The organism is Streptomyces sp. NBC_01384 (genome assembly GCF_045040035.1).
Classification (GTDB): domain Bacteria; phylum Actinomycetota; class Actinomycetes; order Streptomycetales; family Streptomycetaceae; genus Streptomyces.
Genome location: NZ_CP109560.1, coordinates 214,438 through 235,479 on the forward strand (window position 1 = coordinate 214,438; position 21,042 = coordinate 235,479).

The 21,042-nt window shown below is 67.5% G+C and carries 18 protein-coding genes and 7 pseudogenes; 14 read left to right on the forward strand and 11 right to left on the reverse strand.

The window, feature by feature from the left end:
• Nucleotides 1-22: 22 nt before the first annotated feature.
• The 4 genes and pseudogenes from OG747_RS48360 to OG747_RS48375 form a co-directional block, all read left to right on the forward strand.
• Nucleotides 23-484: pseudogene (locus OG747_RS48360) on the forward strand (transposase); the annotation flags it as partial.
• The gene (locus OG747_RS48365; RefSeq protein ID WP_331764979.1) at nucleotides 481-963 is read left to right on the forward strand and encodes a hypothetical protein; all 483 of its coding nucleotides are present in this window, start codon (nucleotides 481-483) and stop codon (nucleotides 961-963) included. The pseudogene OG747_RS48360 and the gene OG747_RS48365, both read left to right, overlap by 4 nt.
• A gap of 15 nt (nucleotides 964-978) precedes the next feature.
• Nucleotides 979-1,539 carry a group II intron reverse transcriptase/maturase gene (locus OG747_RS48370; protein ID WP_405886221.1) on the forward strand — a complete coding sequence of 187 codons (561 nt, stop codon included), beginning with the start codon at nucleotides 979-981 and terminating at the stop codon, nucleotides 1,537-1,539.
• 207 nt (nucleotides 1,540-1,746) lie between these two features.
• A pseudogene (locus OG747_RS48375) lies at nucleotides 1,747-2,571 on the forward strand (transposase); the annotation flags it as partial.
• 70 nt (nucleotides 2,572-2,641) lie between these two features.
• Here the strand turns inward: OG747_RS48375 and OG747_RS48380 are convergent.
• Together OG747_RS48380 and OG747_RS48385 are read right to left on the reverse strand one after the other, a co-directional pair.
• Entirely contained in the window at nucleotides 2,642-3,076 is a 435-nt protein-coding gene (locus tag OG747_RS48380) for a DUF5959 family protein (protein ID WP_331764982.1), read from the reverse strand.
• A 130-nt stretch (nucleotides 3,077-3,206) separates the two neighbouring features.
• Nucleotides 3,207-7,283 (reverse strand): annotated as a pseudogene (locus OG747_RS48385) (DNA/RNA non-specific endonuclease); the annotation flags it as partial.
• A gap of 10 nt (nucleotides 7,284-7,293) precedes the next feature.
• Here OG747_RS48385 and OG747_RS48390 point away from each other — a divergent pair.
• Nucleotides 7,294-8,129, forward strand: a protein-coding gene (locus OG747_RS48390; RefSeq protein WP_405886528.1) for an IS5 family transposase whose coding sequence is annotated in 2 segments (ribosomal slippage) — nucleotides 7,294-7,644 and nucleotides 7,647-8,129 — 834 coding nt in all. Because the reading frame shifts where the segments join, the coding sequence is not laid out codon by codon here.
• A 97-nt stretch (nucleotides 8,130-8,226) separates the two neighbouring features.
• Here OG747_RS48390 and OG747_RS48395 read toward each other — a convergent pair.
• Nucleotides 8,227-8,592, reverse strand: a complete 366-nt coding sequence (locus OG747_RS48395) for a hypothetical protein (protein ID WP_331764984.1) — start codon at nucleotides 8,590-8,592, stop codon at nucleotides 8,227-8,229.
• Between the two features lie 54 nt (nucleotides 8,593-8,646).
• Entirely contained in the window at nucleotides 8,647-9,438 is a 792-nt protein-coding gene (locus tag OG747_RS48400; protein WP_331764985.1) for a TetR/AcrR family transcriptional regulator, read from the reverse strand.
• 106 nt (nucleotides 9,439-9,544) lie between these two features.
• Between OG747_RS48400 and OG747_RS48405 the strand changes: the two genes are divergently transcribed.
• Nucleotides 9,545-10,003, forward strand: a complete 459-nt coding sequence (locus tag OG747_RS48405; protein ID WP_331764986.1) for a nuclear transport factor 2 family protein — start codon at nucleotides 9,545-9,547, stop codon at nucleotides 10,001-10,003.
• 33 nt (nucleotides 10,004-10,036) lie between these two features.
• Here the strand turns inward: OG747_RS48405 and OG747_RS48410 are convergent, their stop codons facing one another.
• Together OG747_RS48410 and OG747_RS48415 are read right to left on the reverse strand one after the other, a co-directional pair.
• Nucleotides 10,037-11,203, reverse strand: coding sequence for an IS630 family transposase (locus OG747_RS48410; RefSeq protein ID WP_266647256.1), 1,167 nt, complete (start codon nucleotides 11,201-11,203; stop codon nucleotides 10,037-10,039).
• A gap of 102 nt (nucleotides 11,204-11,305) precedes the next feature.
• Nucleotides 11,306-11,632 carry a hypothetical protein gene (locus OG747_RS48415; RefSeq protein WP_266647255.1) on the reverse strand — a complete coding sequence of 109 codons (327 nt, stop codon included), beginning with the start codon at nucleotides 11,630-11,632 and terminating at the stop codon, nucleotides 11,306-11,308.
• A 107-nt stretch (nucleotides 11,633-11,739) separates the two neighbouring features.
• On the opposite strand from OG747_RS48415, the gene OG747_RS48420 reads away from it, so the two are divergent.
• From OG747_RS48420 to OG747_RS48445, 6 genes and pseudogenes are all read left to right on the forward strand, one after another.
• Nucleotides 11,740-11,967: a hypothetical protein gene (locus OG747_RS48420; protein WP_331764987.1), complete on the forward strand. Its 228-nt coding sequence runs from the start codon at nucleotides 11,740-11,742 to the stop codon at nucleotides 11,965-11,967.
• Nucleotides 11,968-12,033: 66 nt separating this feature from the next.
• Nucleotides 12,034-12,342 (forward strand): transposase, encoded by a 309-nt coding sequence (locus OG747_RS48425; protein ID WP_331744722.1) that lies wholly within the window; start codon nucleotides 12,034-12,036, stop codon nucleotides 12,340-12,342.
• Nucleotides 12,343-12,351: 9 nt separating this feature from the next.
• A pseudogene (locus OG747_RS48430) lies at nucleotides 12,352-13,119 on the forward strand (IS3 family transposase); the annotation flags it as partial.
• 58 nt (nucleotides 13,120-13,177) lie between these two features.
• Nucleotides 13,178-13,935 (forward strand): annotated as a pseudogene (locus tag OG747_RS48435) (sensor histidine kinase); the annotation flags it as partial.
• Nucleotides 13,932-14,618, forward strand: a complete 687-nt coding sequence (locus tag OG747_RS48440) for a response regulator transcription factor (protein WP_331764990.1) — start codon at nucleotides 13,932-13,934, stop codon at nucleotides 14,616-14,618. The pseudogene OG747_RS48435 and the gene OG747_RS48440, both read left to right, overlap by 4 nt.
• A 141-nt stretch (nucleotides 14,619-14,759) precedes the next feature.
• Nucleotides 14,760-15,023: pseudogene (locus tag OG747_RS48445) on the forward strand (IS6 family transposase); the annotation flags it as partial.
• Between the two features lie 43 nt (nucleotides 15,024-15,066).
• On the opposite strand, the gene OG747_RS48450 reads toward OG747_RS48445, so the two are convergent.
• Together OG747_RS48450 and OG747_RS48455 are read right to left on the reverse strand one after the other, a co-directional pair.
• Complete coding sequence (locus tag OG747_RS48450) at nucleotides 15,067-15,984, reverse strand: IS3 family transposase (RefSeq protein ID WP_331744719.1); 918 nt, start codon at nucleotides 15,982-15,984, stop codon at nucleotides 15,067-15,069.
• Nucleotides 15,981-16,289: a transposase gene (locus tag OG747_RS48455; RefSeq protein WP_331744722.1), complete on the reverse strand. Its 309-nt coding sequence runs from the start codon at nucleotides 16,287-16,289 to the stop codon at nucleotides 15,981-15,983. The genes OG747_RS48450 and OG747_RS48455 overlap by 4 nt, the downstream gene beginning before the upstream one ends.
• Before the next feature lie 57 nt (nucleotides 16,290-16,346).
• Here OG747_RS48455 and OG747_RS48460 point away from each other — a divergent pair.
• Nucleotides 16,347-16,805, forward strand: a pseudogene (locus tag OG747_RS48460) (transposase); the annotation flags it as partial.
• A gap of 164 nt (nucleotides 16,806-16,969) precedes the next feature.
• On the opposite strand, the gene OG747_RS48465 reads toward OG747_RS48460, so the two are convergent.
• On the reverse strand, nucleotides 16,970-18,508 hold the full coding sequence (locus tag OG747_RS48465) for a transposase (RefSeq protein WP_405886225.1): 1,539 nt from the start codon (nucleotides 18,506-18,508) through the stop codon (nucleotides 16,970-16,972).
• A gap of 225 nt (nucleotides 18,509-18,733) precedes the next feature.
• Nucleotides 18,734-19,981: an ISL3 family transposase gene (locus OG747_RS48470; RefSeq protein WP_331764992.1), complete on the reverse strand. Its 1,248-nt coding sequence runs from the start codon at nucleotides 19,979-19,981 to the stop codon at nucleotides 18,734-18,736.
• Between the two features lie 110 nt (nucleotides 19,982-20,091).
• Here OG747_RS48470 and OG747_RS48475 point away from each other — a divergent pair, with 110 nt between their 5' ends.
• Nucleotides 20,092-20,685: a YdeI/OmpD-associated family protein gene (locus OG747_RS48475; protein WP_331765397.1), complete on the forward strand. Its 594-nt coding sequence runs from the start codon at nucleotides 20,092-20,094 to the stop codon at nucleotides 20,683-20,685.
• 79 nt (nucleotides 20,686-20,764) lie between these two features.
• Here OG747_RS48475 and OG747_RS48480 read toward each other — a convergent pair whose 3' ends face one another.
• Entirely contained in the window at nucleotides 20,765-20,983 is a 219-nt protein-coding gene (locus OG747_RS48480) for a hypothetical protein (protein WP_331764993.1), read from the reverse strand.
• Nucleotides 20,984-21,042 lie beyond the last annotated feature (59 nt).

Here is a 21,042-nt window from a genome sequence, read left to right on the forward strand (position 1 = left end):
GCACCTTGATTCTTTACGGCTTCACAAAACGGCCAACGTTTTGGACGCGCTGCCGAAGTCGGCCCAGCCCGCGGCCAAGCGCGCGATCCAGGAGATCTACAACGCCGAGGACAAGGAGCACGCGGCCAGGGCCGTCCGCGCCTTCGAGCGCGCCTACCAGGCGAAATACCCCAAGGTCGTCAAGCGGATCACGGACGACGAGGACGAGCTGCTGGCGTTCTTCGACTTCCCCGCCGAGCACTGGGTCCATCTGCGCACCACAAATCCGATCGAGTCGACCTTCGCCACGGTCCGGTTGCGGACGAAGGTCACCAAGGGCGCCGGCAGCCGGGGAGCCGCCCTCGCCATGGTCTTCAAGCTGATCGAATCCGCTCAGGCCCGCTGGCGCGCGGTCAACGCACCCCATCTCGTGGCGCTGGTGCGGGCCGGCGCCCGTTTTGAACGCGGCCACCTGGTCGAGCGCCCCGAGGGGGCCGCCGCGTGAATGGCCCCAACGGCGCCGATGCCCGTTCCACCGAGGACGAGCACCGGCGATTCGCCCGCTACCTGCACGAGCTGGCCGTCGTCCGTGACGAAGACGAAGCCGGTCTGGTGACCAGGATCTTGCGCGACTCGGACACGACGATGGCGCAGTCGGCCATCGTCCGCCACCTCGACCGTCGAGCGGCACTACTGCTGACCGACGAGGGGTTCACCGCCTGGGCCCGCACGATGGCCGAGATCAGCACGGAGCGGGAGTTCCTGGCCCGCCGTCTGCGCGAATGGACCTTGCTGCGGTCCATCACCGTGGGCGAGCCGTGGGGCTCGGAGGAAGTCACCACCGGTTCCGACTGGTTCCAGCGCAAGGCCGTCGAGATCCTGCCCTCACTCGCCGTCCTCACCCTGCTTGCCGGGGCCGGAAGAACCCGACGCGTCCGCGCTGACGCCAGTCGCCGACTACGTCAGGGACACCACAGCGACTGACTTGATCCACAGGTCTTGACTATTCCTCCCCTCGTTTCGGTGGTAGTTGCCAAGCAGGCCCAGTACATGAAGCGCGGTAAACCCGCGCGTCGGCCCCAACTGCTGAACCAGGACGATCACGTCATCATCAGCACGTACGGGTCCGAGTACCGCGGCATCGTCCAGTACTACCTGCTGGCCGGCGACGTCTTTCGACTCGCCCGGCTGCAATGGGCCATGTCGGCCTCGATGTTGATGACGCTGGCCAACAAGCACCGGTTGTCGTTCTCGAAGATGGCCCGCAAGTACACGGCCACCATCGAGACACCGTACGGACCGCGCAAGTGCTTCGAGGCACGCGTCGAACAACCCGGCAGGAAGCCACTGGTCGGACGGTTCGGCGGGATTCCGCTGAGACAAAACAAGAAGGCGGTCGTCACCGACCGTCAGCTGGCCCCGGTCAACATCAAACGCAAAGAGCTGGTCACCCGGCTCCTCGCGGGGCGATGCGAGGCATGTGGGCGCGTCGACGAGGTGGAAGTTCACCATGTCGCCAAGCTCGCTGACCTGGGCAGATCGGGAAGGCGGCCGCCGTGAGCAGATCTCATGGCCGCTCGGCACCGCAAGACCTTGTGGTCTGCGGGACTTGCCACGCGGACATACACGGCAAGAACCCTGGCTCAGCACACACGGAGTAGTCACTGGAGAGCGACGTGCGGTGACAAGTCGCATGCGTCGTTCGGACTGGGGGTCGTTGGAAAAGGACCTGCTCAGCAGGCACCTCGCCGACGGCCCACCAGTACCCTGTGGCACAACCTCGGCGAGGCCGTCCTCAAGGAGGTCCACGCGCACGCCGGCTGCTGGGCGAAGTGCGGGCCGCCCTCCCAGGCCCGCGTCCGCGAGGAGACCACCCGCGAGCGCTGGCATCAGGTCCACACCCTGCTCGACCAGGGCGTCGGCCTGCTGGAATGCGCCCGCCGCCTGCAACTGGCCCTGAACACCGTCAAGCGCTATGCCCGCGTCCCCGAGCCCGAGCAGCTGAAGAAGGCCCCGCAGTACCGGCCCACCCTGGTCGACCCCTACCGCGACCACCTGCGACGGCGTCGCGAGGACGATCCTGCCGTGAGCGTCAGGCAGCTCCTGAAGGAGATCAGGACCCTCGGCTACCAAGGCAGCTCGAACCTCCTCTACCGCTACATCAACCAAGGCCGTGTCGAGTCCGACCGCCCCGCCGTCTCGCCCCGCCGCTTCAAGAGCCTGCTCTGCACCGCCCCCGATCAGTTGAAGGACAAAGACCGTGAGCTCCTCACGGCCCTGACCGGGTCCTGCCCTGAGATGACCGCCCTGACCGGGCACATCCGCACCTTCGCGGACCTCCTCAAACCCGCCGCGGACAACAGCCGTCGCCTCCACGAGTGGATCTCCCGTGTCCGCGAGGACGACCTCCCCCACCTACACGCCTTCACCCGGGGCTTGGAACGCGACCACGACGCCGTCGCCAACGGGCTCACCCTCCCGTTCCACAACGGCGGGACCGAAGGCGTCAACACCAAGACGAAACTGATCAAGCGTCAGATGTACGGCCGGGCCGGCTTCCGCCTCCTCCGCCACCGCATCCTGCTCAACTGATCCATCCCGGCGAGCGATCAACAGCTACGAAAATCTTGTCAGAGCCTGATTCATGACACTCCCTCAGGATTCAGTGGTCCTCGGTCGGAGGCCAGGTCTTCGAGACTTGTTCGAGGCGGTCGTAGGCGTCGTCGAACCAGGAATCGGCCATCGGTACCGTCACGGTCACCGTTGTCAGGGTCGTCATGTTGTCCCTGATAGTGACGCGGAGGCGCTCTCCAGTTTCGTCGCGTTCCATGGACAGCGCGGGGGCTCGTGTGGCGTCACGCCAAGTGATGTCCTGTCCGGCGTCGAGAGCGTCGAGGCATTGCTGCCATTCGGTCAAGTCAGCAGGAAACAACCAGGTATTGAGGGTTCCGCTGATGAACGGCGTTTCGACCACGAACTCGCTCGTCAGCACGTCGGTTCTGCGCGCCCCTCGTCGAGTCTCTTTCCCCTTGATCCGAAGGACGACGCTGTTACCTTCGCCGACCAGGCGGATCAGGTCGATCGGCCCCTGAGTCATCCTTGCCCCTTCCAGGACGTTCGTAGTGCCCGGATTCTAGCCCCCGCAGGTGGTCGGCAGGCCGGAGGCCAGCAGTAGCCTCCGGCCTGCCGCCGCTTCACGCGGTCACAGTCGCTTCACCTCGGGCCCTTTACGGGTACACGCCGCTCGCCACGAAGGTCGAATCCGTGTATCCGCTGCTCGTCATCATGAACATTTCGACACCGGTCGGGCGGATGGAGCGCACGTTGTAGGCCGGTATGGAGGAGTAGAAGACTCGCTCATCCTGGGCCAAGTGGTCCTCGATGTCCCTCTCGAAGTCGCGCATGTCCACCTGATTCGCCGTCGGGCTGGTGGGGACGATGTTTTTCCTCAGGTGGGTGCCGCCGAACTCCCTCGCTATGAGGTGCGCCCGATCCGTGCCTGCCTGCCAGCCGACCGGCGTCTGGGGATCAGTGGTGTTGAACCCCCTGATGGTGGGGCTGAGGCAGGCCCATGCGCCGGTGGCGCGGCCCTTGTCATCGGGATTGTTGTAGAAGATCGTGCTCGTTGAGGAGGTGTCCGACAGACAATTCTTGCCCTCTCTCTTGTTGTCCAGATTCCAGCTCTGGTCCTGTGGTGTGTCCCCGGCAAGAACCTGGGACATAATGGTCAAAATGGCGTCGAGTTCCCCTCCGCCTCCCCGGGAACCTCCTTCTGGAGCCCCTCCTTCCATTGGTGGCGCCTCGGGGAGCGTCTCGGGTGTCAGCACGCGAACCGACGGCGCAGGCGGCGCAAGGAGTGACTGGCTGGTGCTTCCATAGGCGGAGCAGTTCAGAACCACCAGCGGACAGCTGCCGCCCGATCCGCTGGTCCCGGTCTCCGCTTCCTCGTGCTGGATCATCGGGGTTTCGCGGTAGGTACCTCCGCACATCCCGGTGATGTCACAGCTTGTGTGGCCGTCGGCCTCGATGAAGCTGGTGGGGTTGCCGCTGGCGAAGGCGTAGCGGTTGCCGGTGAGGGGGTCGGTGGACAGGTTCATGTCGGCGAGGGCGCCGTTGTACATGTCCCTGCTGGTGAAGGTGTTCAGGCCGGGGTCGTAGTTCCGGAAGCCCATGTCGTAGGTGCCGGAGGTCTGGTCCCAGCGTTTGGCGTTGAACCGGTAGGCGTTGTAGGGCTCCTTGGTCGGGTCCTGGGCGTCGGGTTTGTCGATGCCGGTGAACTCGGTGGTGTCGTTGTTGCCGTAGGCGGTGTAGCCGTAGGTGGCTTTGGTCTGGCCGGTGGAGTCGGTGAGGGTTTCGACGTCGGTGTGGCTGTTGTAGCCGTAGTAGGAGTCGGTGGTGGTGTTGTCGGTGTTGTGGGTGACCTGGGACAGGCGTTCACCCCAGGGCGAGTACTGGTAGGACTTGGTGAGCTGGCCTGCGACGCTCTCGTCGAGGATCTGGCTGGTCAGGCCGAGGTAGGAGAAGTCGGTGGTTTTGCCGCCGACGGTCTTGGAGGCGGTGCGGTCCAGGGGGTCGAAGGTGTAGGTCGTGGTGGCGGTGACGCCGCCGGTGCCGAGTTTGGTGTTCTTGGTGATGTGGTCGAAGCCGTCATAGGTGTTGCGTTCGATGACGGTTCCGGCACTGGTGATGGTGTCGAGGCGACCGTAGGGGTCGTAGTTGTAGGCCGCGGTGGTGCTGCCGGAGAGCGACGACAGCAGGCGGTTGCGATCGTAGTTGTAAGTCGTTGTGGTGTTGTTGACCGTCTGGCTGATCACGTTGGCGTTGTCGTCGTGGACGTAGGTCTCGGTGTCCGCGCCGTTGCCGGTCTTGACGGACTTGGCCAGGCGGTCGACCGGGTCGTAGGTGTAGTCGGTGGTCGAGTTCAGGTATGCAGTGTGGTTGTCGGCGTTCTGCTTGCTGGCGATGTCTTCGGCTTTGTTGCCGTTGGGGTCCCAGGTCAGGGTGTGGTCGTCGACCAGGGTGCCGCCGGCGGTCTTCTCCGTCTGGGTGTGGGGTTTGCCGGAGGGCCAGTAGGTGAAGTCGACGGTGTTGTTGTTGGCTTTGGTCTGCCGTAGTTGCTGGCCGCGGGGGGTGTAGGTGTAGGTGGTGGTCTTGGGTGACGGGTCGGTTGCGGAGGTGCCGACCTTGACGGTCTGGACGAGTTCGCGCAGGTCGTAGGTGTAGGAGGAGTACTGGCCGGGGTGGTCGACGGTGGCGGGCTGGCCGTCGGGGTCGTAGGTGTAGGAGGTGTGGGTCTTCTCCGTACCCGACGCCGATTCGGTGACCTTCTGGACCTGGTTCAGGCCGGTGTAGTCGATGGTGTACGTGTCGACGGCCGTGCCCGGCGAGGTGTCGCCGATGGTGGTGAGGTTGCCGTTGGGGTCGTAGGAATAGGTGAAGGCGTGCTTCTCGTTGTCGGTGTCCGCGCTGTTGTCGCGGACCAGCTTGACCGCGTCCGCGGACACGGTGCCGCCGGTGTTCTGGGCGAGGGAGACCGATGAAGTGCCGCCCTGCGTGAAGCTGTAGGCGCCCAGGGACACCCACGTGCCCGCGCCGGTGGTCTGGTTGACGGTCTTGGCGGTGTTGGTGCCGTCATGGGTGACGGTGTACGCAGCCGCTGTTGCCGCGCCGGTGACTTGCGGGTATTTGGCGTAGACGGTGTAGGTGCCGTCCTGGGGCACGTTGAGCTGCCAGGTGAAGGCATCCGTACCGCTGCCGGCGGCGTGAGTGCGGTAGTCGTAGCCCTGATGGTCCGTGCCCGTGGACGCGGTGGCCCAGGTGCCGGTCGTAGTGGTGTTCTGGGTGTCGGAGTTGTCGACGAGCACCACCTGCAATCCGACGGGCACACCGTCGTCATTGCGCGAGGCCAGCGACCCATCCGGGTAGTACGACCAGCCCATCGTCCGCGACGACGACCCGCCGGCCGAGGTCAGTGTCCGGGAGGTCTGCTTGCCGAGTTCGTTGTAGTCGTAGGAGGTGGTGATGTCCCACGGGTCGGTCGAGGTGTGGACCTGGCCGTCGTCGTAGTAGGTGTAGGTGGTGTCGTTGCGGACACTCTGCCCGTTGGACGGCGGCGCGGAGGTCTTGGTGACCCGCCCGGCGTCGTCGTAGTAGGTGTACGTGGAGACCGGGTGGTTGTACTGGGCGTCGGCCGGGTCGTACGGCTGGATCGTCTCCTTCGGGCGGTTCAGCTCGTCGTAGACGGTCTGGGAGATGAAGGCGGTGGTGCTGCCCGCGGCCGTGGCGCGCGGTGAGTAGACCTTGGTGGTGTTGCCGACCTGGTCGTAGTCGTACTTCGTCGTCCGGTACGTCGGCGCGCCGGCGCTGCCCTGGTAGGGGGCCTGGACCTGGGAGACCTTGCCCCGCTCGTCGTACGAGGCCGTGGTGGTGTTGTTGTCCGCGTCCGTGGACGTCGTCTTCAGACCGTCCTTTTCGTAGCCGGTCTTGGTGACCTTCCCCGCCGCGTCCGTGACCTGGTACGGGCGGTGGTCGAAGTCGAAGTCGGTCTTGCTGGTGTAGTCGGTGGTGTCGGTGGTGGCGTTCTTGACCGGGTCGATGACCGTGGTGGCGTTGCCGACATCGTCGTACTGGTACGACACCTTGTCGCCATTGGCGTTGACGACGTCGGTGAGCTCACCGACGGAGTCGTAGGTGTTGGTGATGACGTAGTCCGTCGGATCGGACGTGGTCAGGGTGCCCTTGGCCTCGGTGGTGGTCTTCAGCTCGCCGATCTTGTCGTAGGTGTAGCTGGTGGTGCGATCGGGGTCGGTGGTGTGGTCCTTCGGCGCGGTCGCCGAGGCGACCTCGTCGGCGTTGTCGTACACGGCCGTGGACACGGCACCGTTGGGCGCCGTGGCCTGGGTGACGTTGTCGTTGGCGTCGTAGACCGGCGCCGGCGTGGTGATGTACACGCCGCCCGCCTGGTCCTTGGGCACCTTCTTCACCAGCGGCCGACCGTACACGTCATAGGTCTGCGTCGTGGTGTGGCCGAGCTGGTCGGTGACTGACAGCACCTGCCCGAGCGGGTCGTATGCGGTCGTGACCGGCTTGTTGTACGGGGCCGGGCCGGTGGTGGTCTGCGGGTAGCCGTTCGGGTCGAACGAACTGTAGGTGCTGGTGTGCTGGTTGGCGTCGGTGACCGAGCTCAGCTCGCCGTAGGAGTCGTAGGCGTAGGTGGTGGTGTAGTCCCCGGCGGTCGGGGTGGACACGCCCTTGGGGTCGGTGACGGAGGTGAGGTTGCCGAAGGTGTCGTAGCCGAACAGCCACTGCGCGAAGCTGGAGCCCTTGCTGCCGGCCGGGAAGAAGTCCGGGCGACCGCCGGTGCACACCAGGCGTCAACTGGTAGACGGCATACGGTGGCGCACCCGCGCTGGTGCTCCCTGGCGGGACGTGCCCGAGCGGTACGGCCCGTGGGAAACGGTGTGCGGCCTGTTCCGGCGTTGGCAGCGGGACGGCACCCGGCATCGCGTTTTCGAGCAGTTGCAGGCCCAGGCCGATGCCAAAGGACTGATCACCTGGGATGTCTCGGTGGACTCGACCATCGCCCGTGCTCACCAGCATGCGGCGGGTGCCCGCAAAAAGGGGATCTGCAGATCGAGCCGCCCGGCGGTGTGTTCAGCGAGCCCGACGATCACGGACTCGGACGTTCCCGGGGCGGGTTGACCACCAAGCTCCATCTGGCGGTTGAGCAGGCCCAGAAGCCGATGTCGCTGGTGGTCACGGCCGGACAGCGCGGTGACTCCCCGCAGTTCCAGGTGGTCCTGGGCCGCATCCGGGTGCCCAAGCTCGGGCCGGGTCGTCCACGCACCCGGCCTGACAAGGTACGTGCGGACAAGGCGTACGGCTCCCGAGCGAACCGCGCCTACCTGCGCAAGCGCGGTATCCGCTGCACGATCCCGGAGAAGCGCGACCAGATCGCCAACCGCAAGAAGCGCGGTTCTCACGGCGGCCGGCCCCCGAAGTTCGACCCGGCCGACTACAAAGAGCGCCACGCGGTGGAGTGCGGAATCAATCGCCTCAAACGCCACCGCGCAGTCGCGACGAGACACGACAAGCTCGCCGTCCGCTACGAGGCGACCGTGCTGGTCGCGGCCATCAACGAGTGGCTGTGACCAGCACTTTTAAAACACGCCCTAGCGCCGCCCGCGACTCCAAGCGCCCCGCAAGCCGAAGCCCTCACCGTCACCCCGGAGGCATTCGGTGCCTTCGTCACGGCGGCTGCGGACAGTTTCTTCGGTTGATTCGGCCGTCCATGGGTGGTCCGCCGACCAGCATGACGAGCAGCATGACGAGGCAGTAGAGACGGTGCGCGCGGGCCCGGGCGGCCAGCTCGCCGAGTTCGTGCAGGAAGCCGACGGCCCCTTCCGGGTCGGTGTCCGGCGGGAACTCCTCGATGCGGGCCCAGGGTTCGGCCAGGTCCCGGGGCCGGTCCGGCGTCGCGGTCGCGAGGGCGTCCCGCAGTTCGTCGGTCAGGGTGAGCAGCCAGCGGCTCTCGACCTCGGGGGCGCTGAGGAGGCGGTTGAAGCGGGGCCATCCGAGCAAGCCGAGTACGAGGACGCCCTTCGCCTTGCACACGCACCGCACGATTCGAAGCCAGCTCTTCGGGACGGCGCGACATCGGACTTTCTTCTAGCGAGCGCGCAGCCGATGGGCCTTCTGGCGGCAGGCGTCGCTGCAGTACCTGCGGGGACGACCAGTTGCCGCGACCGGCAGCGGGCTGCCGCACACAGGGCAGAATCCCTCGCCTGTTTCGTTACAGGCTGACGTGTCATTTTCGCTACGGTCGGGCGCGCTCGGTGTCGATTCAGTTTCCGACACGGGTTCCGCTTTGGCGGCCGGCAGCTCGGTCGCGGCTGCCGGGCGCAACGCGTCGCAGGCCAGGGCCACCATGCGCCCGGCGGAGCCCCGGCCGGCTTCCATGGCGATACAGCCGGTCGCCAGCGCGACCACGTCGGCGTCGTCTACGTCCGCACGCACCGCCCCTACCTGTTGGGCCCGCAGCAGCAGCGCGGCGACTGCCTCGCGAAACTCCCGCTTCAAACCGGAGGCCACCGCGGGGCGGATCTGCGCTCGGCCGTCCAGCGCTGCAACCAGGGCCTTGTTGAACGTGACTCGCTCAACCATCTCGGTGAAGAACGTGAAGAACGCCGCGCCAGGATCATCAGCCGCGGTCATCGTGCGGGTGTCCGCGGCCATCCGCGCGATGCGGTCAACGATGACGGCCTCGAACAGGGCCTCCTTACTGGGGAAATGACGGTAGACGGTGCCCGCGCCGACCCCGGCTCGACGGGCCACCTCGTCCAGCGGGACGTCAGCCCCCTCGGCGGCGAATGCGGCCTCGGCGGCCCGCAGCACCCGGGCCCGATTGCGACGGGCGTCGGCGCGCGACTGCCGACCGGTCTGAGTGTCTGCGTCCGCCATGGCGGTCGGCCTCTCTTCTCCTCTAAATCCTCGATTGACAACCGGGGCGATCGTTCCGTAACTTCAATCGGGCTGTGCGTTCCGATTCTAAGCTCTGGAGTCCACCATGACCGAAGTCAGCGCACCCAGCCCGCGCGAGGTCGCCGAGCGCTTCCTGCGGGTCGCCTCGGAGGGCACCCCCGACGAACTCGCCGACCTGTACGCCGAGGACTCTGTGATCGAGATGCCGTTCGGACCGCAACCCGGCGTCCCGCTGCGTTTCGAGGGCCGCGAGGGGCACCGCGCGCGGTTCAAAAACTTTGCGCCGTCGATACGGGTCGAACGGATCGACCCCGTCGCCCTGCACGAGACGGCCGACCCGGAAGTCGTGATCGCCGAGTACGACTACCACGCCACAGCGGTCCCCACCGGACGGTCGTTCACCAACCGCTACATCATGGTAATGCGCATACGGGACGGCCTCATCGTGCATTCCCGCGACTACGCCAGCCCCCTTGGCAGCGCTGCTGCTTTCGGCAACTTCGACCGCCTGCTCCAGGCTGCCCGGCAGTCCACCGCCAGCTAAGTGGTCGGCTCCGGAACTCCTTCGGGGGTTGAGTCAGGCTGCCTGGGCGGGAGAAGATTCTTCCTGGTGATCGGCGGTGTGCCGGTTGAGTCTGGCCAGCAGATCGTCCAGGTCGGAGGTGGTGAACCTCCACTGGAACGGCTGTGCTGTGGCGTTGTAGCGGTCTTCGAAGCCTCGAAGCCGGTCCCTGACCTGGGTCAGGTTGGTGAAGTCGTTGGGCGAGACGACCTTGCGCTGCACCACGGAGAAGTAGATCTCCACCTGGTTCAGCCAGGAGGCGTGGACCGGGGTGTGCACCAGGACTGCGGTGGGGAATGCCGCGGCTAGCCGGTCGGCGGCCTTCTTGCCGCGGTGGGAGGAGCCGTTGTCGACGATCCAGAACACCCGTTTCGCGCTGGCGTAGGGCTCCTGGGTCATGACCTGGGTGACAAGGGCCATGAACGGGTCGATGCCGGTGCGTGCCTCGGTGTGGCCGAACACCTTCGCGTGGTGAACGTCGTAGGCAGCCAGGTAGGCAAGTGCGCCGCCGCGCCCGTAGGTGTGGTTCACCCGCATGGCGCGGGCTGCTCCGGGGGCCAGCGTGGGGTGGCAGCGGCACCGGGCCTGGATGGAGGTCTTCTCGTCGGCGCTGACGACGTACTCGTCCGCGCCCAGCGGAACATCCTCGAAGGTGCGGGCATACAGGTCCAGGACGCGCTGGGCCTTTGCGCGGAAGTCCGGGTCGCGGATGAAGATCCAGGACTGGTGCTGCCAGGGCTTGATCGTGTCCTGGCGCAACCAGCGGCGCACGGTCGATGCCGAGACCGGGCCGGTGATGCCGCGCGCCGTGAGTTCAGCGGCCAGTTCGGGACACGACCAGCGCGACAGCGGGGCGCCGGTCTCGGCCGGTAACTGGCAGGCCAGGGCCTTGGCCTCGACGACCTGCACCGGGGTGAAGCGGGCGGGGCGCCCGGAGCGTCTGCAGTCGGCCAGGGCCGGCAGGCCGCCGCGGGCGAACCGGCCGCGCCACCGACGGACCGTGTCCAGGTGCAGGCCCGTCTCCCGGGCGATCCGGGCATTGGTGTGTCCCCGCGCGGCGTGTAGTACGACCTGCGCGCGTATCCGGGCCTGGTGAGGGGTCTTGTGACCGTAGGCCGCCTTCTTCAGGCGCTGCCTTTGCGAGGCGGTCAGGAATATCGGGCAGGCGGCGGCAACGGGCAAGGCAGGCAGGCCGATCAGCAGAAGTGGATCTTACCGGCAAAAGTCTGCCGCACGCCCGCCATGGCGGACGGGCAGGACGGGCCCGTGCCGCCGCTTGTCCGGCTACAGCTCGGGAGGGTTAGCAGACGGCGGGGTGGGCTCCCAGATGCCTTGACGAATCAGGCGTCGCTGACGAGCCCGCTCGTAAATCGCCGTCAAGTAGTACGTCAGGCCGAGGAGAGCGCCGAAGGCGATCCCAACCTCAACGTCCACGGTCTGCGTGCCAGGGGGCGCAGCAACCAGTGCAAGGAAGAGCAAACCGATTGCGACAGCCGGGGCCAGGGGGTGGCGCCCGACAAAGCGCTGGAAGCGGGTTGGCGGTTGATTGCCTCCCATGTAGCGATCAAGTGCCCAAAAGCCCCTCACCAGGGCTCGCAGTATCTTCGGCATGCCGGTGAGGGTAGCGAAGCGGGCCCAGCGCACCCGCACCGCACCGCTCTTGCCTTGCCTTGGGAGTCTGCCCCACCCCCACCACGACGGACGGGCAGGATGGGCCCATGCCCACAGTGCCGGAGTCGACCAGGTCCTCCCTCGCCCAGAGGCTCACCGCCCACGCTCGCACCTCCTGGCCCCGGCTCGCCGGCCTGTACGTCCGCCACCGTGGCCAGTTCGCCTATGTCGACGGCGAACTGGCCGACGGACAGGCCATCAAGCTGATGCGCTTGCGCTACGGCGGTAGCGCCAGCACCTGGGGCTTCGCCCTCTACCTCGCCAGCAGCGACTGAGGTTCCCCCGAGATGCGGAGTCAGTTGACAGAGGGTCAGATGGGACTCATGAGAGGAACATCGACCATGGCTGCCCCCAGGAAGTACTCGCTGGAGTTGCGTGAGCGTGCGGTGCGGATGTACCGCACCTCCGACCCGAAGCCGCAGATCAAGAAGCTCGCCGTCGATCTCGGCGTGCACCCCGAGGCCCTGCGCGGCTGGATCCGCCAGGCCGAGGCGGACGCCGGCGAGCGCGACGACCGGCTGACCACCGACGAGCGAGCGGAGCTCACCGCGCTGCGCAAGGAGAATGCCCAGCTCAAGCGGGCGAACGAGGTTCTGCGGACGGCCTCGGCGTTTTTCGCGGCGCAGCTCGACCCGACCCGGCCCAGGTGACGGCGCTCGTTGACGAGCACCCGCACCTGGGTCGAGTGCGTACTCCGGGAACTTTCCATCGCCTCCTCGACGTACTACCGCTGGCGCCGGGCCGAGCGCGAGCCGTGCGAACGCCGGCGCCGGGACATGGAACTCACCGAGCAGATCAAGGAGATCCACGCCGACTCGGGCGGGATCTACGGCTCGCCGCGCGTGCACGCCGTGCTCAAGCGCGAGGGCGTCCACGTGGGCCGCAAACGGGTCGAGCGCCTGATGCGCGAGGCTGACATCGCAGGCATCAGCCCACGCCGAGGCGGCTTCACGCGCCGCGATCCCAAGGCTACGCTCGCCCCGGACCTGGTCGAGCGGGACTTCACCGCACCCGCGCCGAACCGGCTGTGGGTCACCGACCTCACGATGATCGCGACAGGCGAGGGACCCTTGTGGCTCTCCGCGATCCGCGACGCATTCTCGCGCCGGGTGGTGGCCTGGGAGACCTCCGCCCGCGCGGACGCCGACCTGGTCCTCACCACGCTGGAGTACGCCCTCGCGAGCCGGGAAGTCGAACCCGGCACGCTCGTGCATCACGCCGACCACGGCTGCCAATACACGTCCGTGAAACTCACAACTCGCCTGCTGCGAGCAGGCGTTCAGGCATCCATGGGCTCAGTCGGGGACTCCTACGACAACGCCCTCGCGGAGAACCTCTGGATGCTCATCAAAACCGAGTGCATCCGCGGCCGCACCTTCACCACCCGCGCCGAGGCCAACCTCGCGCTCTTCGAGTACATCGACGGCTTCTACAACTCCCGGCGCATCCAGAAACGGCTCGGCTACCTCAGCCCGGTCGAGTTCGAGGGCTGCCGCCGTCGGCTCCGTCGCGGCCGTCGCGGCCGCGTTCGTCGAGAACATCCACGTCTACCCCGGCGAGAACGTCGGCGACGCGGCCCAGTGGGCCGGGCAGTTCGCGTTGTGGTTCGCGGTCGCGTGGGTCTTCGGGGGGGGTGTATCGCAAACGCCGTGAATACCTCGGAGCCTTGCATGAGCAGAGGGCGGCCCGCGCCGTCATAGCCCGAGCAGACGCGGCAGGCGCTGACCGGCATCGAGACCACCAGCCGGGAGACGCTGCTCGAGCTGCAGCGCATGCTCGGGGCGCTCCGCCGCGCCGAGCCGGACGACGCCATGCCGGGGGCCGCTCCGCTGGCGCCGGCCGGCAGCCTGGCCGATATCCCGCGGCTCGCCGAACGCACGGCCGACGCCGGGGTGCGGGTCCACGTGGCTTGGCAGGGCGAGCAGCGTCCGCTGCCGCCGGAGATCGAGCTGTCGGCGTTCCGGATCGTCCAGGAGTCGGTGACGAACGTAGTGCGGCATTCCGGTGCGCGGACGTGCCGGGTCGCGGTGGGTTACGAGCCGACAGGAGTGACGATCGAGGTGGTGGACGACGGGGACGACGGTCCCGGCGGGCCCGGCCGGCCGAGGCCCTCGGCGGCGGCCGGCGGGAGCGGCTTCGGCCTGCTCGGCATGCGCGAGCGGGTGTCGCTGCTGTCCGGCCAGTTCAGCGCGGGCCGGCGTCCGGAGGGCGGGTTCCGGGTGACGGCGAGGCTCCCGGCATGAGCGTGCGGGTGCTGCTGGCCGACGACCAACCCCTGATGCTGGTCGGGCTCGGGATCCTGATCGGCGGCACCGCCGACCTGGAGGTGGTCGGCGAGGCCGGCGACGGCCACGAGGCGGTGCGCCTGGTACGTGAGCTGCGGCCGGACGTCGTGGTGATGGACATCCGGATGCCGGGCATGGACGGGATCGAGGCGACCCGGCAGGCGACCGCCGAGCCGGACCCGCCCAAGGTGCTGGTGCTGACGACCTTCGACGACGACGAGTACGTCTACGGCGCTCTGCGCGCCGGCGCCAGCGGATTCCTACTCAAGAGCATGGCCCTGGACGCGATCCTGGACGCGATCCGCGTGGTGGCGGCCGGCGACGCGTTGATCGCGCCGAGCGTCACCCGACGGCTGATCGCCGACTTCGCCGGAACCTCCGCCACCTCCGCGGCCCCCGCACCGGACACCGAGCCCGCCGCGGACTCACGTCTCATCGCGGGGATCACCGACCGGGAGCGCGAGGTGCTGGCACTGGTCGGACAGGGACTGTCGAACGGTGAGATAGCCGAGCGGTTGGTGATCAGCGTGGCGACGGCGAAGACCCATGTCGCGCGTCTGTTCGCCAAGCTCGAGGCCCGGGACCGCGTCCACCTGGCGATCATCGCCTACGAGAACGGACTCACGCCGGGTAGACGGTAGGGCAGAAGAACGATCGCCGACCACGAGTTCGCCGCGTTCGCCAGATGCGCGAGCTCACCCACCTGGCCGCGGCGGGGCGCTGTCACGTTGGCTGACCGGGTGGGATGATCTTCGGGTTGATCTGCTGGAGGGGGGTTGTCGGTGGGGAGTGCGTCGCCGTCGTACAGGGGGCACCGGTACCCGGTCGAGGTGATCTCGCACTGCGTGTGGCTGTACTTCCGCTTCCCGCTCAGCTTCCGCGAGGTCGAGGAGCTGATGCTCCAGCGAGGCGTCATCGTCTCCTACGAGACAGTGCGCCGCCGGTGCGCCAAGTTCGGCCAGGCCTACGCGAACGGACTGCGCCGCCGCCGTCCCCGGCCCGGGGATAAATGGCATCTGGACGAGGTGTTCATCAAGGTCAACGGGGAGCTGAAGTACTGAGCTTCCCCCGGTGTGTGGGAGGTACTGATCAGCTGGTCAGGGCGGGTTGACGGGGTTTCAGGTTCGTTCGTTTGGCCGTTGCCTGGTCGGCGTAGTGCTTCTCCTCGAATTCGACGGGGCTGAGGTAGCCGAGCCGTTTCTGGATGCGCCGGGAGTTGTAGAAGCCGTCGATGTACTCGAAGAGCGCGAGGTTGGCCTCGGAGCGGGTGGTGAAGGTGCGGCCGCGGATGCCTTCGGTTTTGATGAGCATCCAGAGGTTCTCCGCGAGGGCGTTGTCGTACGAGTCCCCGACCGAGCCCATGGACGCCGCAACTCCCGCTCTCAGTAGGCGAGTTGTCAGCTTCACGGACGTGTACTGACAGCCGTGATCGGCATGGTGCACGAGTTGTCCGGGCTTGACCTCCCGGCTGGCCAGGGCGTACTCCAGTGTGGTGAGGACCAGGTCGGCGTCCGCGCGGGCGGAGGTCTCCCAGGCCACCACTCTCCGGGAGAACGCGTCCCGGATCGCCGAGAGCCACAGCGGCCCTTCGCCGGTCGAGATCATCGTGAGGTCGGTGACCCACAGCCGGTTCGGCGCGGGCGCGGTGAAGTCGCGCTCGACCAGGTCCGGGGCGAGCGTGGCCTTGGGGTCCCGGCGAGTGAAGCCCTTCTGGCGCGGGCTGATGCCCGCAATGTCGGCCTCGCGCATCAGTCGCTCGACCCGTTTGCGGCCCACGTGGACGCCCTCGCGCCTGAGGACGGCGTGGACGCGCGGCGAGCCGTAGATCCCGCCCGAGCCGGCGTGGATCTCCTTGATCTGCTCGGTCAGTTCCGCGTCGCGGCGCCGGTGTTCGCACGGCTCGCGTTCGGCACGGCGCCAGCGATAGTAGGTGGAGGAGGCGATGTGCAGTTCCCGCAGGACGGGCTCGACCCCCAGGCGTGGATGCTCGTCGAGGAGCGCCGTCACCTGGGCCGGGTTGGGTCGAGCTGGGCCGCGAAAAAAGCCGAGGCCGTCCGCAGTACCTCGTTCGCCCGCTTGAGCTGGGCGTTCTCCTTGCGCAGCGCGGTGAGCTCCGCGCGTTCGTCGGTGGTCAGCCGATCGTCGCGCTCGCCGGCGTCGGCCTCGGCCTGGCGGATCCAGCCGCGCAGTGCCTCCGGGTGCACACCGAGATCGACGGCGAGCTTCTTGATCTGGGGCTTCGGGTCGGAGGTGCGATACATCCGCACCGCACGCTCACGCAACTCCAGCGAGTACTTTCTGGGGGCAGCCATGGTCGATGTTCCTCTCATGAGTCCCATCTGACCCTCTGTCAACTCACTCCGCATCTCGGGGGAAGCTCATACCTGTGGCGGGCCGTCGACCAGGACGGCAACGTGCTCGACATCCTCGTGCAGAACCGGCGGGACAAGGGCGCGGCCCGGCGCTTCTTCCGCCGTCTGATGAAGAGGACGCGTGCGGTGCCGCGGGTGGTCGTCACGGACAAGCTGCGTTCCTACAGCGCGGCCCACCGTGAGGTCATGTCCTCCGTCGAGCACCGCTCGCACAAGGGACTGAACAACCGGGCCGAGAACAGCCACCAGCCCACCAGGCAGCGTGAACGCGTGATGAAGGGCTTCCGCAGTGTGGGCGCGGCCCAGCGGTTCCTGTCCGCGTTCAGCGGCATCTCACCCCACTTCCGACCCCACCGCCACCTGATGACAGCCTTCGACCACCGAGCCGAGATGACCATCCGCTTCGCCATCTGGGACCAGATCACCGGCACTGCCAGCCGGCCCGCCACGGCCTGAACACAGGCCCGGACCGCAGACCCACCACACCCCGACGCACCATCAGACAGTCACGCACCCAACAACGTGACAACGCCCCTTGAGCCCCTACCGAGTCCGGCTGGGGTTTCGCCGCCTCCGCGCGAAACTCCCGAGGCTGTCGCACGACTTCCGCATGAGGGGAGTCAAGAGCGAGTTTCGGCTGTGTGGTTGAGGAGCTTGTTGAGGTTGTGGACTGTGCCGAGAAGCTTGATCTCGGTGTCCACTCTGTCGGTGCTCCGGTAGTTAAGGTGACGTCCGAATCGTTGGAACAGCTGGGCGAAGCCTGGCTCCACCAAGGCGCCACGCCGCTTGTAGAGAGTCCGGCCCGCAGGGGTGTCCAGCCGGTCGGCCATCTCGCGCTGGCCTGCGGGAATGGTGCTCTTGTCTTGTGGGACGGGGCCGCTGTCCGATCCTTCCCGGGCCACTGCGACGAGCAGGGGCAGGCCGGCGAGTGCTTCGAAGTTGGCGGCGGAGGCATATCCGCAGTCGGCGAGCCATGCCTGGACCTCGTTCACGATCCCGGCCGCGATGCAGTTACGCTGGATCTGCGTGACCATGGGGACGAGGGCCGTCATGTCGGAAGGGCTGTCCTGAATTTCGATCGCGAGCAGTAACTGGTTGCGTGCACAGGCGAGTTGCAGGTTGTAGCCCTGCAGGTAGCCTCCGCGTTTGCTGAGCATCAACCGCGAGTCGGGATCACTCAGGCAGGCACGGGACTCCGGTGAGGGGACCGGCCGCGGATTGCGGGCCCGCTCCAGCCAGGCCCGCGCCTTCACCAGCCTGGCCCGCTGCCGGACGAGGGCGGTCTTGTGCTCCATCGAGACCGGCGGGCGGCCGTTCGCCCCGCGGCGGCCTGCTGTCAGGTCTGCTGCCGCCCGCGCTTCGTACTTCCTCAGCTTCTCCTGGTGAGCAGCGGTCTCCGCGGCCAGGCGCTCCTTCGCCCGGGCCACCATCCGCTCCGCGGCCTCGACCTTGATCCTGATCTCGCCTGGTGAGGGCAGGGCTCGGTCATACACCTTGTCCCGGGCCGACCGGGCCCGCGTGAGCCGGTCACACAGGCGGGACAGACGAGGCCAGCCATCTGACCCGGTACCGCTCTCGGTTCCTTCGAAGTCGTCGGCCTCGACGGTTCGCGCATGCTCGAGTGCGTCCTCCAGCAGCGCGTCGATCTCGCCTTCGCACTGGGAGATGATCGCCTCAAGGCGATGCAGGCGCCGGTTGGAGTCGCGGGATGCGTTCGCGTCCATCGGTGAGCCGTCCACGGCCACTGCCGAGAGATCCACCAGACCGTGCCGGTCGCACAGCGCGAGCACCTGCACGAACATCGACTTCAAAGCAGCACGGTGGCGCCCGACGAACCGCGCGATGGTGGAGTGATCCACTCTGCGGTTCGCGGTGATGATCCGGCAGCCCACATCATCCCAACAGGATTGCTCGATACGGCGGGTGGAGCGCACTCCCTTGCTGTAGCAGTACAGGATCAGCGCGACCAGGTTCGCCGGAGGGTAGGCCGCCCCTCCCTGCCCGTCGGTGCGATAGCCGCTCTCGAACGCTGAAAGATCGAGTTCTCCAACGACGTCCAGCACCTTCCAGCACAGGTGCTCGGGAGGCAGCCACTCCCGGACATCCCGCGGCATCTCGAGGTCACGTTCACGGTCGCACAACAGGAAGTTCCGCCCCACGAGCCAAGATTCCAACACCCGCGTGAGAGCCGGAACCGAACATCAAATCGCTCTTGACTCCACCCATGTGGAAGTTGTGCGACAGCCTCTCCCCGCGATCACCAAGCCGCCGAAACCCCGGCCCGCAGGGCCCGGCCGCCCCAAAGGCTCACGGAACAGACCGAAACATCCCCGCCCCACCTACAGACCCCCGACCAGCCCCTGTCCCCCAGAGTGACCGGGAACTCAAAATGCAAGGAAGCCGAACGCGTTGCGGGCGACGAGCTTGATCACGCGGTTGATCCCTTCGCTCTTGGCGTTGCTGTGTCCGGTATCGATGAACGCGGCGACCTCGGGCCACCAGCGGTCGACGGTGGCGGCGAGGGTACGGACTTCGGGGATGTCGGCGTCCGCGCACCAGGTGAGGAACTTCCAGCGGGCGTTGCCAACTTGGTGGCGGTCGGCTCCGGTGCGGGCCAGGGCGAGGAGGGTGCGCAGGTTCTCCTTGGCTATCCAGGCCGTCAACAGTGTCTGCCCCATCTTCCCCTCGCCCAGGAGCGTGTTCCACATCGTGGCGAACTGGTCGTCGGTGAGGTCCTCGCGGCCCAGCAGAAGCCGCCGTCTGGCCTTCCACTCCGGGTCGCTCGCCCGTCCGCGCCGGCCGCGGGTCTCGGCGGTGGCGCGGCGCCTGACCATGGACAGCATCTTGTTGGCGAGCTGGACCACGTGGAAGTGGTCGACCACGACAGTGGCGTGCGGCAGGCCGATACGGATCGCGGCGCGGTAGGTGGCCGACATGTCGAGGGCGATGTGGCCGATGCCCCTTCTCCAGTCCAGGTCGGTGGTGGCGAGCCAGGCCAGGACGTCGGCGACGGTGCGGCCCTCGACCTGTCCGAGCAGTCCGCCGTGACCGAGGGCGTCGACGAAGCCGGTGTGCCACCGGTCCCGGGTCAGGCGCCACTTGCCGGTATCCGCATCCCGTTCCCAGCGGGGCCGTCCGCGCCGGGTCTCGTCGATGCCCAGGACTGTGACCTGCGGCAGTGGTGCCTCGGCGACGTCGCGGGCCTGCGTGCGGAAGGCTTCCATCACGGTCGGCCAGGACAGATGCAGATCCCGCGCGGCCTGGATGACCGTGGAGCCGGCATCGCGTATGCGGCGCCCGGCCGCACCCCGCAGCCGGGCGGTCAGCCTGGCACCGGCCGGGATCTGCGGGATCTGCTCGGTGAAGGACCGGCGAGGGCAGCCGGCCTCGCGGCACCACCAGCGGCGCTTGTGCCAGCGCAACTCCAATCCGCTCTCGCCGTAAGGGAGATCGCGCGGGCGGGTCACCGCCGAGCCCTTCACCCGGGTGGCGAACACCCCGCAGGCCGGGCAGGCCCTGGCTGTCTCGTCGGCCGTGACCAGGTGAACTCGGCGCCTTCCGTCGGCCAGCCGCTCAACCCGCGCGACGGACACCCCGTCGAGGTCGAGCAGCAACGTCGTATCGTTGAGCAAGCCCGTGGCTCCTGCATGATCGTTCTGCGTCGAGAACAGGGATGATCACGCAGGTCCACGGGCATCCTGCATCCGGGGCCGTGCCCGAATGCGTCACGACAATCGGCCGGGTGTGGTTCGCTGCTGGGGTGACTCAGGACTTGGAGATCGTCGCATTCGAATCCGCCGAGGCATTCCAGGCATGGCTCGGCGAGAACCACGCCGTCTCGTCCGGCATCTGGCTCAGGCTTCGCAAGAAGGGCCCCGGAATCGTCGCGCTGGACTACGCCCAGGCGCTCGACGTGGCACTCTGCTACGGCTGGATCGACGGCCAGAAGGCCAAGTTCGACGACCAGTGGTGGCTCCAGCGGTTCACCCCGCGCAAGCCGCGCAGCAAGTGGTCCAAGGCCAACCGGGACAAGGCGGCCGCCCTGATCGAGCAGGGCCGGATGCATCCCCAGGGGCAGGCCGAGGTCGACCGCGCCAAGGCGGACGGCCGCTGGGAGGCGGCCTACGACGGCGCGAAGACCGCCACGGTGCCGGACGACCTCGCGGCGGCCCTGACCGCCGACCCGGCCGCGGCGGAGTTCTTCGAGACACTGGACCGGCAGAACCGCTACGCGATCCTGTACCGGGTCCAAGACGCCAAGAAGCCCGAGACCCGGGCGCGCCGGATAGAGAAGTACGTAGCGATGCTGGCGAAGGGCGAGAAGCTGTACCCGTAGTCCCGGAGAGGGACCGCAGCCGTGTAGTGCCCCGGGGGCCCGGCGCGCCTGCGGCCCCGGCCGCAGCCACAAAGTGCCCTCACTGAGCGTAACGAAACGTCAGAGGCCCTGAGCAGGCGCACCGCTCAAGATCGAAGACCCAGATAAGGGGCGCCCTGCCGGAAGGTTCCGTTCCCGGGATCCACATCGCGATGTGCGAGCGGCTGGTGCCGAGCAGCTCGTCGGCGCCGACCTCGGCCGCAACGCGCACGAAGGCAGCGGCGACTTTCGGCTGCGCCCAGCGGGTTTCCGCGATCACAGCGGCCAGTTTCTCGTTCCGCTCGCGCCTCATCGTGCGCCCCTGTCCACAAGACGGTC

Coding starts and splice junctions, on each gene's coding strand:
- OG747_RS48425 (WP_331744722.1), top strand. CDS start 12,034: ATGGCTGCCCCCAGGAAGTACTCGCTGGAGTTGCGTGAGCGTGCGGTG.
- OG747_RS48455 (WP_331744722.1), bottom strand. CDS start 16,289: ATGGCTGCCCCCAGAAAGTACTCGCTGGAGTTGCGTGAGCGTGCGGTG.
- OG747_RS48420 (WP_331764987.1), top strand. CDS start 11,740: ATGCCCACAGTGCCGGAGTCGACCAGGTCCTCCCTCGCCCAGAGGCTC.
- OG747_RS48415 (WP_266647255.1), bottom strand. CDS start 11,632: ATGCCGAAGATACTGCGAGCCCTGGTGAGGGGCTTTTGGGCACTTGAT.
- OG747_RS48400 (WP_331764985.1), bottom strand. CDS start 9,438: ATGGCGGACGCAGACACTCAGACCGGTCGGCAGTCGCGCGCCGACGCC.
- OG747_RS48380 (WP_331764982.1), bottom strand. CDS start 3,076: ATGACTCAGGGGCCGATCGACCTGATCCGCCTGGTCGGCGAAGGTAAC.
- OG747_RS48440 (WP_331764990.1), top strand. CDS start 13,932: ATGAGCGTGCGGGTGCTGCTGGCCGACGACCAACCCCTGATGCTGGTC.
- OG747_RS48405 (WP_331764986.1), top strand. CDS start 9,545: ATGACCGAAGTCAGCGCACCCAGCCCGCGCGAGGTCGCCGAGCGCTTC.